At 35.3% G+C, this 16083-nt stretch carries 14 protein-coding genes, 1 tRNA gene and 1 pseudogene; 5 read left to right on the top strand and 11 right to left on the bottom strand.

What is annotated here, in order from left to right; all coding sequences use genetic code 11:
* Positions 1–157: 157 nt before the first annotated feature.
* Positions 158–1582: an Asp-tRNA(Asn)/Glu-tRNA(Gln) amidotransferase subunit GatB gene (gene gatB / locus ABWU55_RS06430; RefSeq protein WP_353286268.1), complete on the bottom strand. Its 1425-nt coding sequence runs from the start codon at positions 1580–1582 to the stop codon at positions 158–160.
* Between the two features lie 570 nt (positions 1583–2152).
* Here gatB and ABWU55_RS06425 point away from each other — a divergent pair.
* The 3 genes from ABWU55_RS06425 to ruvX all read left to right on the top strand — a co-directional run bounded on the left by ABWU55_RS06425 (position 2153) and on the right by ruvX (position 5104).
* Positions 2153–3012 (top strand): IS630 family transposase gene (locus ABWU55_RS06425; RefSeq protein ID WP_156518142.1). Its coding sequence is split into 2 segments (ribosomal slippage): positions 2153–2477 and positions 2477–3012, totalling 861 coding nucleotides; the frame shifts between segments, so codons are not numbered across the junction.
* 90 nt (positions 3013–3102) lie between these two features.
* Positions 3103–3935 (top strand): IS5-like element ISWpi1 family transposase gene (locus tag ABWU55_RS06420; protein WP_094189578.1). Its coding sequence is split into 2 segments (ribosomal slippage): positions 3103–3472 and positions 3472–3935, totalling 834 coding nucleotides; the frame shifts between segments, so codons are not numbered across the junction.
* Between the two features lie 701 nt (positions 3936–4636).
* Positions 4637–5104, top strand: a complete 468-nt coding sequence (gene ruvX / locus ABWU55_RS06415) for a Holliday junction resolvase RuvX (RefSeq protein ID WP_209473142.1) — start codon at positions 4637–4639, stop codon at positions 5102–5104.
* Between the two features lie 44 nt (positions 5105–5148).
* Here ruvX and ruvC read toward each other — a convergent pair whose 3' ends face one another.
* From ruvC to ABWU55_RS06395, 4 genes and pseudogenes are all read right to left on the bottom strand, one after another.
* The gene (gene ruvC / locus ABWU55_RS06410) at positions 5149–5637 is read right to left on the bottom strand and encodes a crossover junction endodeoxyribonuclease RuvC (RefSeq protein WP_209473140.1); all 489 of its coding nucleotides are present in this window, start codon (positions 5635–5637) and stop codon (positions 5149–5151) included.
* Positions 5638–6465, bottom strand: a complete 828-nt coding sequence (locus tag ABWU55_RS06405) for a cytochrome c oxidase subunit 3 (RefSeq protein WP_006279354.1) — start codon at positions 6463–6465, stop codon at positions 5638–5640. It abuts the gene before it with no gap.
* Between the two features lie 47 nt (positions 6466–6512).
* Positions 6513–7100, bottom strand: a pseudogene (locus ABWU55_RS06400) (TenA family protein); the annotation flags it as partial.
* A 116-nt stretch (positions 7101–7216) separates the two neighbouring features.
* The gene (locus ABWU55_RS06395) at positions 7217–7804 is read right to left on the bottom strand and encodes a TenA family protein (protein WP_353286267.1); all 588 of its coding nucleotides are present in this window, start codon (positions 7802–7804) and stop codon (positions 7217–7219) included.
* A gap of 115 nt (positions 7805–7919) precedes the next feature.
* On the opposite strand from ABWU55_RS06395, the gene ABWU55_RS06390 reads away from it, so the two are divergent.
* A protein-coding gene (locus ABWU55_RS06390) for an IS5-like element ISWpi1 family transposase (protein WP_209472412.1) occupies positions 7920–8752 on the top strand; the annotation gives its coding sequence in 2 pieces (ribosomal slippage) (positions 7920–8289 and positions 8289–8752; 834 coding nt in all).
* Between the two features lie 193 nt (positions 8753–8945).
* Here ABWU55_RS06390 and metK read toward each other — a convergent pair.
* From metK to pheS, 6 genes are all read right to left on the bottom strand, one after another.
* Entirely contained in the window at positions 8946–10118 is a 1173-nt protein-coding gene (gene metK / locus ABWU55_RS06385) for a methionine adenosyltransferase (protein ID WP_182282475.1), read from the bottom strand.
* A gap of 57 nt (positions 10119–10175) precedes the next feature.
* Positions 10176–10252, bottom strand: a tRNA-Ile gene (locus ABWU55_RS06380).
* Positions 10253–10261: 9 nt separating this feature from the next.
* Positions 10262–10531 carry a 50S ribosomal protein L27 gene (gene rpmA, locus ABWU55_RS06375; RefSeq protein WP_006279564.1) on the bottom strand — a complete coding sequence of 90 codons (270 nt, stop codon included), beginning with the start codon at positions 10529–10531 and terminating at the stop codon, positions 10262–10264.
* 10 nt (positions 10532–10541) lie between these two features.
* Positions 10542–10844, bottom strand: coding sequence for a 50S ribosomal protein L21 (gene rplU / locus ABWU55_RS06370; protein WP_006279565.1), 303 nt, complete (start codon positions 10842–10844; stop codon positions 10542–10544).
* 1020 nt (positions 10845–11864) lie between these two features.
* Positions 11865–13157 (bottom strand): bifunctional UDP-N-acetylglucosamine diphosphorylase/glucosamine-1-phosphate N-acetyltransferase GlmU, encoded by a 1293-nt coding sequence (gene glmU, locus ABWU55_RS06365; protein ID WP_151808042.1) that lies wholly within the window; start codon positions 13155–13157, stop codon positions 11865–11867.
* A complete protein-coding gene (pheS, locus tag ABWU55_RS06360; protein ID WP_209472684.1) occupies positions 13158–14201 on the bottom strand; it encodes a phenylalanine--tRNA ligase subunit alpha in 1044 nt (347 codons plus the stop codon).
* A gap of 146 nt (positions 14202–14347) precedes the next feature.
* On the opposite strand from pheS, the gene ABWU55_RS06355 reads away from it, so the two are divergent.
* Positions 14348–16078: a hypothetical protein gene (locus ABWU55_RS06355; RefSeq protein ID WP_138264796.1), complete on the top strand. Its 1731-nt coding sequence runs from the start codon at positions 14348–14350 to the stop codon at positions 16076–16078.
* Positions 16079–16083 lie beyond the last annotated feature (5 nt).

The following is a 16083-nucleotide window of genomic DNA, read 5'->3' as shown; positions in this document are numbered from 1 at the left end:
CCCAAGCAGGATAAGTTTCAGGCATCCTCAACCTCACATAATTTTAAAAATAGTACCAACAAATGGTAAAAAAGTTATATGTCATGATATACAGATATCGTAACAAAGACCTTGGAATATCTACGAGATGTGCTGTTATGTAAATAAAAAAATGTGACTAATTACTTAATCTCTCACTCAAAATTGAATTCACCACATCAGGGCTGGCTTTTCCTTTGGTAAGTTTCATAACTTCGCCGACAAAGAATCCGTATAACTTTGTTTTACCGCTTTTGTATTCTTGAACTTTATCTTGGTTGTTATTGACGATTGTGTCGATAACTCCTGATATTTGACCTCTATCGGTTATTTGTTTTAGGTCTTGCTCTTCTATAATTAAAGATGCAGGTTTGCCAGTTTCAAACATACTATCGAATACCTGCTTGCCAAGTTTAGCAGAGATTGTTCCATCAACGATAAAATCTAAGAGTTCGGACAAAGCATTTGCTTTGATTGGGGAGCTCACAATATCAATACCTGCTTTATTCAAACGACCAAAAAGCTCTACGGTTAACCAGGTAACGGCGAGCTTTGAATCATGTTTTTTTATCAATTCCTCAAAATAATCAGCAATTGCTTTATCGGAGGTAATGACGTTTGCATCGTATTCGTTGATACCCAATTCCTCAATGTATCGCAGCTTTTTTTGATCTGGCAACTCGGGTAAAGATGATTTAATAGAATCTATTTTATCCTGGCTTACCTCAACAGGTAATAAATCAGGCTCAGGGAAGTATCTATAGTCGCTTGCATCCTCTTTGCTTCTCATCACTTTTGTTTTTCCCAAAGCAACATCAAATAATAAGGTATCTTGACTTATTTCTTCTCCACTTTCTAAAATTTCAATTTGTCTTTGTATTTCATAGTCTATAGCTTGCACAATATAACGTATCGAGTTCAGATTTTTTATCTCACAACGAGTGCCAAGTGCGCTACTGCCTTTTAGGCGGACAGAAACATTTGCATCACAACGAAGTGATCCCTTTTCCATATCACCATCACATGAACCAATGTAACGCAAAATCTGCCTCAATTTTTTCATGCATTCTGCAGCTTCCGCAGATGAACGGAGATCTGGCTCTGAAACAATTTCCATTAAAGCAACCCCTGCACGATTTAACTCTACATAAGTTCTGCTTTCCTCATGAACGCTCTTTCCTGCATCTTGCTCTAAATGAATTCTCGCAATTCTTATTTCTTTTTCATTGTCGTTGATAAATACTCTACCGTTTTTAACTATTGGCTCAAAAAACTGAGTTATCTGGTAACCTTGTGGTAAATCAGGATAAAAATAATTTTTCCGATCAAAGTAAGAATACTTATTAATTTCTGCAGAAAGTGCAAGACCAGTGCGTATTGCTTGCTCTATGCAGTAATAATTTAGTATTGGCAGCGTACCTGGCATTGCCGCATCAACTAGAGAAACTTGAGTGTTATGCTCAGCACCAAATTCCGTTGATGAGCTAGAAAATAGCTTCGTATTAGAAGAAACTTGAGCATGCACCTCAAGCCCAATTACCGCTTCCCAATCCTCTTTCGTCATGTATTTTATTTAAATGATAATCTTAATATTCTGCAAAATTAGCACAAAAAGTCAAAACAAAACTCATGTTAGCTAAGTGGTATGCAGATTGTTTTACCCATAGAAACGGGTTAAATGCAAAAGATTACTTGACAAGCTTCGCCAGCCCTCTTATCATAAAATTGAAGCTATTTATTTATCTTCTCTGTACAGATTAAATGACAAAAAAACTCACGTATCTGGCGTCTCATGTTTAATTTTTTGCACTATGTGCACCTTATGTCTTTATAAAACTTCTACCTACATAAGCTGAAACGCGCTTATAAAGCGTTTAAAACATAAAAAAACGCCAACTTAAAAAATGGATAGTGAATAACTAGCTACCCTAGGGTTTCTTTTGCCTTTTTTTCTGTTTAGTAAATTTCTTAACGTTTATAATTTAGATTAGTTGCGGTTTAAAAGCAACTGAATCGCGGTTATTAAGTGTTTAGAATAAAAAAACGCCATACTTGAAAGTATAATGTAAGTATAGCTCTTTCCACAGAAGTCCGGATATGATAAGATAAGGATAGATGGCGATAAGGAGGTTGGATGCCGGCAGCATATAGTTATGATTTAAGAAAAAAAGCAATGGAAGCACTAGACGAAGGGGAAAGCAGAGAAGCAGTGGCAGCAAGATTTAAAATTGGACGAACTACTTTGTGGGAGTGGCAGCAAAGAAAAAAAGAAACAGGCGACTTTCAGTCAAAAAAACTCGGTAATGGAGGTTACAATCAGAAAATTATCGACTGGAATAAGTTTATCGAATTTGCTAAAAAACACGGTAGAAAAACTCTGTCGGAAATGGCTAAACTTTGGGGCAACGTTAGTATCCAAACGATCCACCGAGCTCTCAGAAAAATTGGATTTACGCGCAAAAAAAGACATATGGATACAAGGAAAGGAACGAAGAAAAACGTGCTGAATTCTTAAAAATTATAGCAACAAAAGAACCAGAAAACTTAGTGTATATAGATGAGTCTGGGATTGATAACACGGAGGACTATCCATATGGGTATTGCCAGAAAGGACAGCGATTTTATGCCCTAAAATCTGGAAAAAAAACTCAACGAATCAGCATGGTTGCAGCCTTAAGTAGAAGAAAGATAGTTGCTCCATTAACATTTGAAGGCCACTGTAATATGGATATTTTTAATGGATGGTTTGAGCAATTTTTGGCACCGATCTTAGAACCTGGACAAACTGTCATTCTTGATAATGCTACTTTTCATAAGTCTGATAAGCTTATCAAGCTCGCTAAAGGAGTCGGTGCAGAAATTTTGTATCTGCCGCCTTATTCTCCAGATTTTAACAAAATTGAGCATCATTGGTTTGCTATAAAAAACAGAGCCAGGAAAAACATTCCTCTATTCGAATCCTTTCGTCGTGCTGTTGATTCTGCCTTCCTATGACCTATTCGGACTATTATGAGAAATGCTATAAGAGGTTGTCCGGAAACAAGTAAAAGGCTATAATATCTGAAATTTTAGTACGGGGTAAAGATGAGAAAAAAGTATCCAACAGATCTAAGCGAAAGGGAATGGGCAAGAATAGAAAAACACTTCAGAGTATCATACAAGAAAGGAGGAAGGCCGCCAAAGTATAGCAAAAGAGAAATATTAGAAGCAATTTTCTATGTATTGCGTACAGGGTGTCAATGGCGGTATTTACCAAATGATTTTCCGCTATGGAAGACTGTGTATGAGCAGTTCAGGCAATGGAAGAAGCAGGGAATTTTTGAGAAAATGAATTATGAAATTACAAAATATAGTAGAAGAAAAATAGGAAGGAATGAGCAGCCGAGTGCCTGTATAGTAGATAGTCAATCTGTAAAGACTACAGAAAAGGGGGGATCAAAGGCTATGATGGAAGTAAAAAAGTAAAGGGTAGAAAAAGGCATATAATTACAGACACTCAGGGTTTTATACTAGGTTGTTACGTAGGCGCTGCTAACGAAAATGATAGAGATGGTATTAAAATAGCATTAAACAATATGAGAACAAAATATACTAAAGTTAAAAAAATGTGGGCTGACATGGGATACCAAGGAAGAAATTTAAAGAATCACATAAAGGAAGAATATGACATAGATATTGAAATTGTTAAAAGGCCTCCATGTAGATTTTGGGTGCACAAAGATACGCCACCTGAGCTACTACCAACAAGAGAACAAGGGTTTAAAGTACAGCCAAGAAGATGGGTTGTAGAAAGGACTTTTGCTTGGGTTAATAGGAATAGAAGGCTATCGAAGGAGTATGATTTACTCACAACATCCACTGAGAATTTCATATACCTAGCTATGAGTAGGGTTATGTTAAAGAGGGAATATGCTTGAATTTACTAGTTTCCGGACAACCTCTAATTAGCCAACCACGGGGCTTCTTTTGCCTTTTTTTTCGTTTGGTAAATTTCTTAATGTCTGTAGCTAAACGATAACCGTCATCCCGCTACTTGTTAGCGGCCGAGATACCGCGAATGAATCGTGGTATGACGTAGGATTGCTGTCATTCCAGTGCCAAGCACTGGGATCCAGCCTTTATTATTTGGTTGAAATTAAGTCTTCTGGATCCCAGTGTCAGCTACTTGGATGACACCATTCTTTTTCCTGGATTCCAGTGTCTGGGCACTGGAATGACATCCTCCCTTGTGGAGATTGCTCTCAAATCACAATGTTCGTACAGCTATGCAAACACAAAGGTGTCATTCCAGCGCGTGACGCTGGAATCCAGTTGAGCTATTTCAACAAAAATACTGCATTTTGAGATGAACGTCTATTCTCACCAGACTTATTTACAAGTATAACAATTAAAGTCTGGATTCCAGTGTCAAGCACTGGAATGACATCATAGGGGCACTGCCCTTTTGGATGGAAACCAGTGTCAGCTACTTAGATGATACCTTTTTTCTACTTAGTTTGGGTTATGCAAGAAGTCTATTGCATTCCTGAGCAATTTGATTCATTATTCTTTTTGTAAAAAATTTTCTTAACTTTCTCTCCACTTTTTTGGTAAGGTCACTTTAAAGGAAGTCTAATAGATGCTACATAGAAATCCAGATGAGTTTCTAAAGTCTATTCCAAAAGATAAGCGCATAATGTGCCTTGACATGGGAGAAAAGCAAATAGGCATAGCATTTAGCGATAAAACACAGCTCATAGCCACAGCTCATAGCATATATCACAGAAAAAATATGAGCAAAGATTTAGGTTATCTGCATAGAATATTCAAAGAAAATGAATCTGGATCAATGGTAATAGGACTACCATTAAAAATGGACGAGCAAGAAACTAAATGGTGTAAAACTATAATCCAATTCGCAAATAAAATAATAAAAAAATATAAAGTAAATATATACTTACAAGACGAAAGCTTCTCAACATCTATCGCAACTCATACACTAAAAATTACTGGAGTATCAATCACAAAATCGAAAAAAATAGATGATAAAATCTCCGCATGTATTATTTTGCAACGAACGTTAGACAAGATAAATACAATCAAATAGTTTTTCCAGATCTGGAAATCTTCAAACTGAATCCCATATAAAAGTTACTCAACAAAACAAGAACCTTTCGTATAAGCATGACAAATTGCTACAGCAAGAGCGTCAGCAGCATGGTGGCATTTTATACTCAAATTTTTAACTATTTGCTTCACCATAAATATAATCTGATCCTTATCAGCATGGCCATTTCCGGTAATGCTTTTTTTTACATAGTTTGCATCATATTCATTCATAGTTAGCTTTGTTATTTTTAACGCTAAAATTACAACCCCTCTTGCATATCCCAAAGTTAGTGAAGATTTAGGATTTTTATTAACAAAAATTTTTTCTACCGCAGCTTCATTCGGAGAGTATAGGGAAATTACTTTCTTTAATTGTTCAAAAATTGTATGTAGGCGTTCACCTGTACCCAATTTACCATCAGTTGATATGGTACCGCCGCCCAAAAATTCAATATTATTTTTTTCGTTCAGGCTGATAATGGCCCACCCAGTCTTGCTTATTCCTGGATCTAGACCTATTATTTTAACCACTTAATAAACGCTTAACCAATAGACAAACAAAAATAAAAATATCCAGACTACATCTACAAAGTGCCAATACCAGGAGGCAAACTCAAAGCACAAATGGTCCTGAAGTGTAAATTGGCCTTTCCGTGCTCTAAATAAACACACTGATAAAAATATTATTCCTATTATAACGTGTGCGCAGTGAAAACCGGTAATCATATAAAAATTGGATGTATAAATAAGCTTTTCTCCTGTTTCTTGTAGAGAAAAACTCGCTTCATGATACTCTATTGCTTGCACTATTATAAAAAAAACTCCAAGCAATATAGTTATGGACAGCATTTTAATCATGCTCTTTTTATCATTTTTAAGTAAAGAGTGATTTGCCCAAGTAATTGTTGTACCAGAAAGCAATAATATTAATGTATTCATGAATGGTAGTGACCACGGATCAGGTGGCAAAATTCCCTCAGGGGGCCATTCAACTTTTTTTGCAGGAGAAAACGCCTCAAATAAAAAAACTGGATCAAGCCAGGCTTTAAAGAATGAACAAAAGAACACTATAAAAAATACGACCTCCGAGAGAATAAACAAGTACATTGCAAATTTGAGTCCATGTTTTACAATGGCAGTGTGACATTTGTCATAAATGGCCTCCCTTATTACATCTCTCCACCAATAAAACAGCACCCCTGATACTGCGGAGATTCCCAAAACTAAACAAAACATTCCGACAATTTGTTTATGAAGCGCGCCAACTAATCCAAGTGCAAGAATAAGAATTGCTGCTGATACAGCAATTGGCCAAGGGCTTGGATCCACTAAATGAAAATCATGTTCTTTACTTTTCATAGCATTTTAAAAAATACTTATTAAGGATACAAATTAGCTTAAAATTGTCAATGTTCCTTAGGAAATTGATTGAATCTTGAAAAATTATATGCACCGTTCAAAAAATCTAACACAAATTGTGCAGTTATTCTAAACAACTCAAGCATTCTGCTCTTTTCGTTTTCTCTTGCTCTGCTGCAATATCCATCAACAATATTTTCCAAAATAATGCATCCAGACTTTACTGAATCACTGTAACAAAAATTAAACCAATCCCTATATCTATTATTTTTCTTGAATCTATTTTTCATGCTATCAACGACAGTCTCGTATATAAACATGCAAGAATACAAAACCGTCATAGCCTCATAGGTATTACTATGCGAGATGGATAAAAGAAAATTAGTGAAATTAAAACACTCAAGAGATTTCTTTTCGCGACTTATACCGTACATAGTAAAGTAGTAGTCATATAGCATTCTATTAACAGTCACTACTCTTTGGGCTACTTCAGCAAGCGAGATAATACTACTATAATCTTCCATTTTGGATGCAGTAATTAAGGTGGTACGAATATAATCACCTAAGAACAACGTCTTTTGTTGAGCATAGAATTTGAAGTTCTCTATATTTAGGGTGTTATTCGCTAACTCAACATTAAAAGGATGCTAAATTATATCCTTTAAAAGATTTGACCCGTAACAGCTCCTAATTATGCCACTGAACACTGTAGTTACCGATAAAAGATCAAGTTAACGTAAATAATCCGCTGCTAATATTCTTTGCTAGATATATTAGAGTAATATGCCTCATCCCAAAACATTATTTCTAATTCCAGCCCTTTCTTAAAAAACTCATACATCCTCTTTTTTTCACAGTCACTAGCTTTTTTATATAGCTTATTTGTAATATCAGTAACCTCATCAATTACAGCATTTACTGTTTCGCTACTATAAATGTTGATCCACTCTTTGTATTTGTTATTTTTAACCCCTTTAGTTGTTATCTCATTTACCATATGGCGTATAACGATTTGGTATATGTTAAAGCAAGAATAAGATGCTACTAAAGCTTCATTAACAGAATTGTGATATGCGGCACTCATGAAAAAGTCAGTAAAGGCAGAACAAGCTCTTGACTTTTTGTGATCATCAGATAGATCACAATCTTCAAAATGTTTTTTATACTGTTCTCGAACATAAAATGCTCCTTGTGCCAAATTGATTAAACTACTCATCATTTCAATATCATCAACTCTAGCTGCAACAATTAAAAAAGCACGAGCGCAGTCTATACAATACAGAAAATCCTGCTGAAGGTAGAATTTGAATTTTTCATAATCTAATGTATTATTTATCAATTCAACATTAAAAGGGTGTTCTTTTATTTTATCAATAAGATCAGAAAACTCTTTTAGAGGTTGTCCGGAAACTAGTAAAAGGCTATAATATCTGAAATTTTAGTACGGGGTAAAGATGAGAAAAAAGTATCCAACAGATCTAAGCGAAAGGGAATGGGCAAGAATAGAAAAACACTTCAGAGTATCATACAAGAAAGGAGGAAGGCCGCCAAAGTATAGCAAAAAAGAAATATTAGAAGCAATTTTCTATGTATTGCGTACAGGGTGTCAATGGCGGTATTTACCAAATGATTTTCCGCTATGGAAGACTGTGTATGAGCAGTTCAGGCAATGGAAGAAGCAGGGAATTTTTGAGAAAATGAATTATGAAATTACAAAATATAGTAGAAGAAAAATAGGAAGGAATGAGCAGCCGAGTGCCTGTATAGTAGATAGTCAATCTGTAAAGACTACAGAAAAGGGGGGATCAAAGGCTATGATGGAAGTAAAAAAGTAAAGGGTAGAAAAAGGCATATAATTACAGACACTCAGGGTTTTATACTAGGTTGTTACGTAGGCGCTGCTAACGAAAATGATAGAGATGGTATTAAAATAGCATTAAACAATATGAGAACAAAATATACTAAAGTTAAAAAAATGTGGGCTGACATGGGATACCAAGGAAGAAATTTAAAGAATCACATAAAGGAAGAATATGACATAGATATTGAAATTGTTAAAAGGCCTCCATGTAGATTTTGGGTGCACAAAGATACGCCACCTGAGCTACTACCAACAAGAGAACAAGGGTTTAAAGTACAGCCAAGAAGATGGGTTGTAGAAAGGACTTTTGCTTGGGTTAATAGGAATAGAAGGCTATCGAAGGAGTATGATTTACTCACAACATCCACTGAGAATTTCATATACCTAGCTATGAGTAGGGTTATGTTAAAGAGGGAATATGCTTGAATTTACTAGTTTCCGGACAACCTCTTACAATTACGTTGTACAGTTCTCCTTCTATTTCGTTATACACTTTATAAGCCTCACAATAAAAATTGAATATAAAAATTATTACTAATGTGGTATAATTATTATGAAAAAGCGTGCTATGCTTTAACAATAAGCTAGTATATAAATATGGGGCTGTAAATCAAAAATTTTAGCAATCTAAAGAAATTTTACTATTACCTTCTATATTGAATTCTCTACGAAGATCAGCAGACAAGTTTATGCTTTCCCAAGAAAATCCACCGTCACTTTCTGACTCTTTACCAAAATGTCCATAACAGGCTGTACGTTTATATATAGGATGATTAAGCGATAAATGCTTGATTATGCCTTTTGTTGATAAATCTATATTATTCTCGATAAACTTTTTAATTACTCTTTCCTCTACCTTATTCGCACCAAATGTATCAATATAGAATGAAGTAGGTTTTGATACACCAATTGCATAAGAAAGCTGCACAAGACAACGTTCAGCCAAACCTGCAAAGACAATATTTTTAGCAAGATATCTTGCCATATAAGCCGCAGATCTATCAACTTTGGTTGCATCTTTTCCGGAAAACGCTCCTCCACCGTGTGGAATATAACCTCCATAAGTATCAACCATAATTTTTCGTCCGGTTAATCCACAATCACTAACCGGTCCACCAATAACAAATCTACCAGTTGGATTGACTAAGAGATTTTCCTCAGGACACATCCATCCTTCAGGTAAAGATGAAACTATGTAAGGGTAAATTATTTCTTTTACTTTTGATTGATCCAAATCCTCAGGGTGCTGTATTGAGACAATAATACTTTCAGCACGTACCGGGAGGTTATTCTCATATGCCAAAGTGATTTGTGACTTTGCATCTGGACCAAGTTTTGCTTCTTTAACTGCGCTCATGATATTTTTCAGAATCGAGTGTGCATAAAAAATGGGTGCCGGCATAAGGTTTTCTGTCTCTGTTGTTGCATAGCCATACATTATGCCCTGATCTCCAGCACCTTGATCCAACCCTATTGCAATGTCATTTGATTGCTCATGCAGCAATATATTTACTTTCACTTTTCTCCAGTGGAACCCATCGTGCTTGTAACCAATATCTTTTATTGTATTCCGTACAATACTTTCAATCCTGCTATTTTTGATGTTAGGCCCAAACACTTCCCCAGCTATAATAACGTTATCTTTGGTGACTAAAGTCTCTATTGCAGCTCGCGCAAAAGGATCAGTAAAAAGGTACTCATCAAGTATTGCATCTGAAATTTGATCTGCTACTTTATCTGGATGACCAGCCGCCACTGATTCACTGGTTACTAAATTTTTATATAAACTCATGTTTTTGCTTATACAATATCAAAACCGCTATAGAAAACACAGTTAGTAACTACTAAATGGTGGGTCTGGGAAGAGTTGAACCTCCGACCTCACGCTTATCAGGCGTGCGCTCTAACCACCTGAGCTACAGACCCATGATTTATTCAAGCTGAAGCTTTCATATTATCTGTAGGCACGATATCAATAAAAGTCTTTTTATTTGCTGACCTTCTAAAGCTGACCCAGCCTTCTATTTTAGCAAAAATCGTATGATCTTTACCTATACCAACATTCTTCCCAGGATGGAATTTTGTGCCTCTTTGGCGCACAATTATGTTACCAGGAATAACCTTCCCATTCTTCTTTATTCCTAACCTACGACCCGCTGAATCTCTACCATTACAGGAACTACCACCTGATTTTTTAGTTGCCATATCTTACCTCTTACTTTTGAAGACTAATTTCATTTATACGAAGAACAGTTATATACTGCCTATGACCAGTTTTCCTACGGTAATTTTTTCTTCTTTTCTTCTTAAAGATTATAATTTTTTCCCCCCTGCACTGCTCCAACACTTCAGCTTTAACAGTAGCATTAGATGAATAAGATAAGCCATTATTTGAAATACAAATCACCTTATTGATTTCCACCTCTTTTTTTTCTTCAGCTTCTAACTTCTCTACCTTTATTATACTACCTTCTTTTACTAAATATTGCTTTCCACCAGTCTCAATTACTGCAAACATGATAAATATAAATTATTGTTATTAACTTTAATCGTAAACGATGTCATATACGCTGTCAATATAAATAAAAAGCATGACTTAACGTTCTTTTTGAGCTACTAAAATACTTCTATCTGTTTTCATCTTTTATCTACCTTTTCTCAGACAGTAGACTTCTTGCATAACCTAAGCAGAAAAAAGGCAAATAGTTATTATAGCTCTAAGTTTACCGACACCGTCATGCAAGTAGCCCCTTCTCCTGTCATCCGAGTAGCTTGACACTGGTTCCTTTATGACGATGTCATCCAAGTGTCAGCTACTCGGATGACAAAAAAAGGAGCACTAGGATGACATCATCCTTTTTTGGGATTCCAGTGTCACGCACTGGGATGACAGCAGTCCTACGTCATACCGCCGCGAACCGTCATACCGCGATTCATTCGCGGTATCTCAGCAATAGATCCCGCTAACAAGCAGCGGGATGACGATTGTCGTTTAGCCATAAACATTAAGGAATTTACCAAATGAAAAAAAAGGCAAAAGAAACCCTAGTCATTGTCTATTTTCAGTATTGGCGTTTTTTAAGTCTTAAACACTGCAATTTAGCTGCTTTTAATTGCAACTAACCTACGCTGCAAATGTTTAAGAAATTTACTAAGCAGAAAAAAAGACAAAGGACCCCCGAGTTAGCTAGTCTTTTACTATCTCTGTCGAGTATTGGCATTTTTTGATGTCTTGTAACGCTTTATAAGCGCGTTCAGCTTATTTAGATAAAAATCTAGATGTAGATGAAGTTTTGTAAAGACATACAGTATCTATATACTGCAAAAAATTAAACATAAGACGCCGATACATTAAGTAATCCTTACCTTTTAATCTGCAGATTGGCGAAAGCAAATACAATAGCTTCACTGTTATGATAAGGGGGCTGGCGGAGTTTGTCAAGGAAGTTTTTTTGTTTCTATTCCCAATAAAAGTTTGTTATATGGTTATGCAAGAAGTCTAATATTAAAAATGACACAACAACATAATTAAATTAGACTACTTTATTCTCTTAGTTACTTGCTTTTCTCTTGCTATTGCAAGGCTTTTTTCTGGTACATCCTCAACTATAACACTACCTGCTGCAATTACAGATTCATCATGAATATTAAGCGGCGCAATTAGTGAGCTATTGGCGCCAACAAAGCAATTGCTCCCTATATTCGTTTCATGTTTATTTTTCCCATCATAATTACAAACAATAGTGCCTGCTCCTATATTACTCTCCTGCCCTACTTTAGCATTTCCTATATAACTTAAGTGTTTTATTCTAGTGTTTTGACCAACTTCACTTGTTTTCACTTCCACAAAATTTCCTATTTTTGCCTTATTACCAATTGTTGTGTTTCCGCGTATTCTGGTAAATGGACCGACCTCAGCATTACTTTTAATTAAGCAGTTTTCTAAATGCGAAAATGGCAGTATTTTCGCACCAGACTCTATTTTCACTCCAGTACCGAAAAAAACATATGGGTAAATAACTGAATCTCTGGCAATTTGCGTATCAAGAGAAAAGAAAACAGTCTCTGGTGCAACAAGCGTTACTCCGGAGTCGGTAAAAATTTTTCTTTTATTTTCTTGAAAGTAAAACTCAGCTTTTATAAGGTCATTTCTGTTATTTATTCCCGTTGCTTCTTCTCCACCGGTAATAACGTAACCGACATTTAAATTACTCTTCACTGCAATGGAAACTATATCGGTCAAGTAATATTCATGAGTTGAGCTATTGCACTCTATTTTCTCCACCAATTCACGTAAATTCTTTGCACATGCAACCATTATTCCAGCATTTGCAAGAAATTCTTCATGATTATTTTTATCACTCTTTGCTTCTACGATTTCTCTTAAGGAACCATTCTCAATAATTAACCTACCGTATTCTTTATTGCTTGTCCTAAAACCTAGGCAAACTAGAGCCTTGCCTTCTAAATAACTAATCATTTTAGTTATTGTGCTGCTTTTTATGAGCGGAGTATCCCCATACTGCACAACAACTATGCTTGAATCTGGCAATTCTCTTAGGTTTCTCATCGCAGTTTTGACCGCATCTCCCGTGCCAAGTGTTAATTCTTGTGTAATTAACTGTATATCCTTAAAACACTTTAGTCTTTCAATTAAAGGCTGATCAACTACAACAGCAATATTTTCAGGATTTAACTGTTTTGCATTGTAAATGACATGCTGGAGCATGGAAAAACTGCCTATTTTGTGTAGGACCTTAGGCAAATCTGAATTCATCCGCCTGCCATGCCCTGCAGCAAGTATAACGAACGTATGAGTTTTACTTATCACTTATCTTAAAGATGAAAAATGAAAACCGTAATGATCAAGCCAGCTGATTTTGTTGTCATAAAAGCTCCTCAAGTCGCTAATTTGATATTTTAGCATTGCAAGCCTTTCTATACCAATGCCAAACGCAAAACCGTTGTATTTAGTATGGTCTATTCCAACATTTTGAAATACATTTGGATGCGTCATACCGCATCCCAGTACTTCTATCCATTTACTACCTTTATAACTTATGTCCACTTCCGCAGAAGGCTCGGTAAAAGGGAAAAAACTATTACGAAAACGTATCTTCAGCCCTTTATCGCCAAAGAACTTATTAAGGAAGTGATGAATAGTAAATTTTAACTGGCCCATATTGACATTCTCATCGACATATAACCCCTCTATTTGATGGAACATAGGGGTGTGAGTTGCATCAAAGTCGTTTCTGTATACTCTACCTGCGGCTACTATTTTAATTGGGAATTTTTTTGTTTTTTCCATGGTTCTAATCTGTACAGATGAGGTGTGAGTGCGCAGTACCATTCTTTTATCATCTATTTTATTCTTTAAGTAGAAGGTATCTTGCTCCTCTCGTGCAGGATGATGACTTGGAGTATTCAGTGCATCAAATACATGAAATTCATCTTCAATGTCAGGGCCATCAACTGCCTTAAAACCCATATGTGCAAAAATAAGCTTTACTTCATTTAGAACCTTACTGAGTGGATGGACCTTGCCAATTTTTTCTGGCCTCGCAGGCAACGTGATATCAACTGCCTCGTTCTGCAATTTAAAGTTAACTTCTTCGGCTTTTAGTATATTCTCCTTATTCATTATAAGCTGATCTAGCTTATTACGTAAAACGTTGATAACTTCGCCTAAATTGCGCTTTTTTCCTGCGTCTTCTATCTCTTTTAAGTTGTCAAAATAAGCTTTAATTACACCCTTTTTTCCCAAATATGATAGCCTAACTTTTTCTAAATCTTGTAAAGAAGAAGCATTCTCAATTTCGGAAACTGCTTTATCTTCAAGTGAAAGTATGTCATCTAATAACTCTTTATTCATCTTAAAAACGCTGGCTTAAACTTTCATTATAGTGAAATTTTAAATATCATCAACAATCCGAAAAATTGCCCTATTCTGATTATTAATTTATTGACTGATTAATCTTTTTTATTTACCTTTGCGTTGATGAATTTGCTGTATCAACTATGCACAACAGTAATACTGAAACTAAGAATAAGTATAAAATAGAGGATTTACCTAAGCTCTTTAAGGAAAAATCCAGAAACATAAGTAAAGCATTTTCTAGCGAAACAATTAAGATCAGTACTATTCGCTCGAGAAGTATTGAAAGTAATATACAAGAATTTTCATTTGAGCTAACAGCAACAGATAAAGACACCTTTAATATAAGATTATTTCGAATAAACTCTTTAATTAATTTTTTCAAAATCTGCCTTTCCCGGGAAAAAAATTTTACAGCCAACATAAAAGTGCCCAAAGAAAGCAGTGAACTATATAATAACTACTGTAAAACTAACAGTTATAAAACTGTAGAAGAATTCGTAAATAGTGCTCCGCCTCAAATCCTTCTGCAGGGCACAACGATAACGCTACAAACAGACGTTGAAAACATTAACCTGGACAACTTGTACCAAATCGAGTTATTTCTAAATGAAAAGCTACAACATGCAGAAAAAACTGAAAATGAAGACAAAAAAGAACAGAGTGAAACTAACCAAAAAAATGCACAAAATAAACAAATCGTACCAGTTACAGGCTCATTTGGCTTCGATGTAACAAATAATGGAAAACAAGTTACACGTGTTTCGATAGTAGTTGCTGCAATGCATGAAAACGTTTTCTGGTTTAGATCTTTTTTCTGTCTACCCAATTTTTTTAATACGTCACAATTCTTTTCCCAACAATTGCCAAAATTTTCTATACAGAGCAACAATATACCATTTGGTGTTATTCCAGCGTTTGACCAGGAAAAAAGAAACATGGATCCAAGTAGTCAAGCTACTCGGATGACAGGGGGTAGTATAGAAAATCCAATACCTCAAGAAGCAGAACAGAATGTAGGTCAAACTACTTCGCACACAGAGTATTTTAAGGCTAACAGAAAAAAGAAGTCAAAAAAGCAGACCAAAGAACTATCAGAGAAAGAAAAACCATTAGCCATAAAACAAGCACAAAATGATGCTAGAGTAGCTATGATAGATAACCAAATTGAGCACAGGGGGAAAAAACTCGATAAAATATTTATTGAAGTGATGAGTGGATACAAAAATCAAGATCCAGAAACATTTTGCAATATTTTCAGCTCAGTATTCAATATTGTTTACTTTCAAGATAAACAATTACATGCAATATTAGAGCCAGGCGAGATATCAGAAGTATTACAGATACTCGAAAGGCCACAACCTCTTAGTAACTCACTTTTAGGTAAAGAATATTTACAAAAACAAGTATATAGAAAAAAAGAGCAATTGCTTAAATTAGTTTCAGGTGTTTATATACAACAACCTTCTCCACAACATGAAAATACTCCTCATAAATCTACAAACCCTTTACCAATTAAAGATCTTTCACCAGCAACAAATGAAGCTAAAACTCTACCACCTACTAACATTACACTCAAATCATCATTAAAAACTGTATTTTCCTCAAAAAAGGCTTATTTTTGTCTATTTATAATAGTAGCATCTGCATCAACACTTTGCTTATGGCATTTTCCGTTAGGAAAAGTGTCAATGTTAAAAGGATTAGTGCCACCAGAAAAAAGAGAAAGTATTGGGCTAGCATTGAACATAGGGTTACCAATATTAACTGCATTATGTGTTCTGAGTTTGGCTTATTTCATATATTCTGAATATTCTATAGAATCTATTGAACAAGTAAGTGAAAACGATCCCCTTTCTCGCGCCTATAGCTAGTGCAG

The organism is Wolbachia endosymbiont (group A) of Crataerina pallida (assembly GCF_964028475.1).
Taxonomy (GTDB): domain Bacteria; phylum Pseudomonadota; class Alphaproteobacteria; order Rickettsiales; family Anaplasmataceae; genus Wolbachia; species Wolbachia pipientis.
Note: the sequence above shows the minus strand (reverse complement) of the source record. Positions and strands in the feature narration are given on the sequence as shown.

What these genes read in the sequence shown, in the direction of transcription:
- gatB (WP_353286268.1), bottom strand. Translation starts at nt 1,582, where the DNA reads ATGACGAAAGAGGATTGGGAAGCGGTAATTGGGCTTGAGGTGCATGCT.
- ruvX (WP_209473142.1), top strand. Translation starts at nt 4,637, where the DNA reads ATGCTACATAGAAATCCAGATGAGTTTCTAAAGTCTATTCCAAAAGAT.
- ABWU55_RS06405 (WP_006279354.1), bottom strand. Translation starts at nt 6,465, where the DNA reads ATGAAAAGTAAAGAACATGATTTTCATTTAGTGGATCCAAGCCCTTGG.
- metK (WP_182282475.1), bottom strand. Translation starts at nt 10,118, where the DNA reads ATGAGTTTATATAAAAATTTAGTAACCAGTGAATCAGTGGCGGCTGGT.
- rpmA (WP_006279564.1), bottom strand. Translation starts at nt 10,531, where the DNA reads ATGGCAACTAAAAAATCAGGTGGTAGTTCCTGTAATGGTAGAGATTCA.
- rplU (WP_006279565.1), bottom strand. Translation starts at nt 10,844, where the DNA reads ATGTTTGCAGTAATTGAGACTGGTGGAAAGCAATATTTAGTAAAAGAA.
- pheS (WP_209472684.1), bottom strand. Translation starts at nt 14,201, where the DNA reads ATGAATAAAGAGTTATTAGATGACATACTTTCACTTGAAGATAAAGCA.
- ABWU55_RS06355 (WP_138264796.1), top strand. Translation starts at nt 14,348, where the DNA reads ATGCACAACAGTAATACTGAAACTAAGAATAAGTATAAAATAGAGGAT.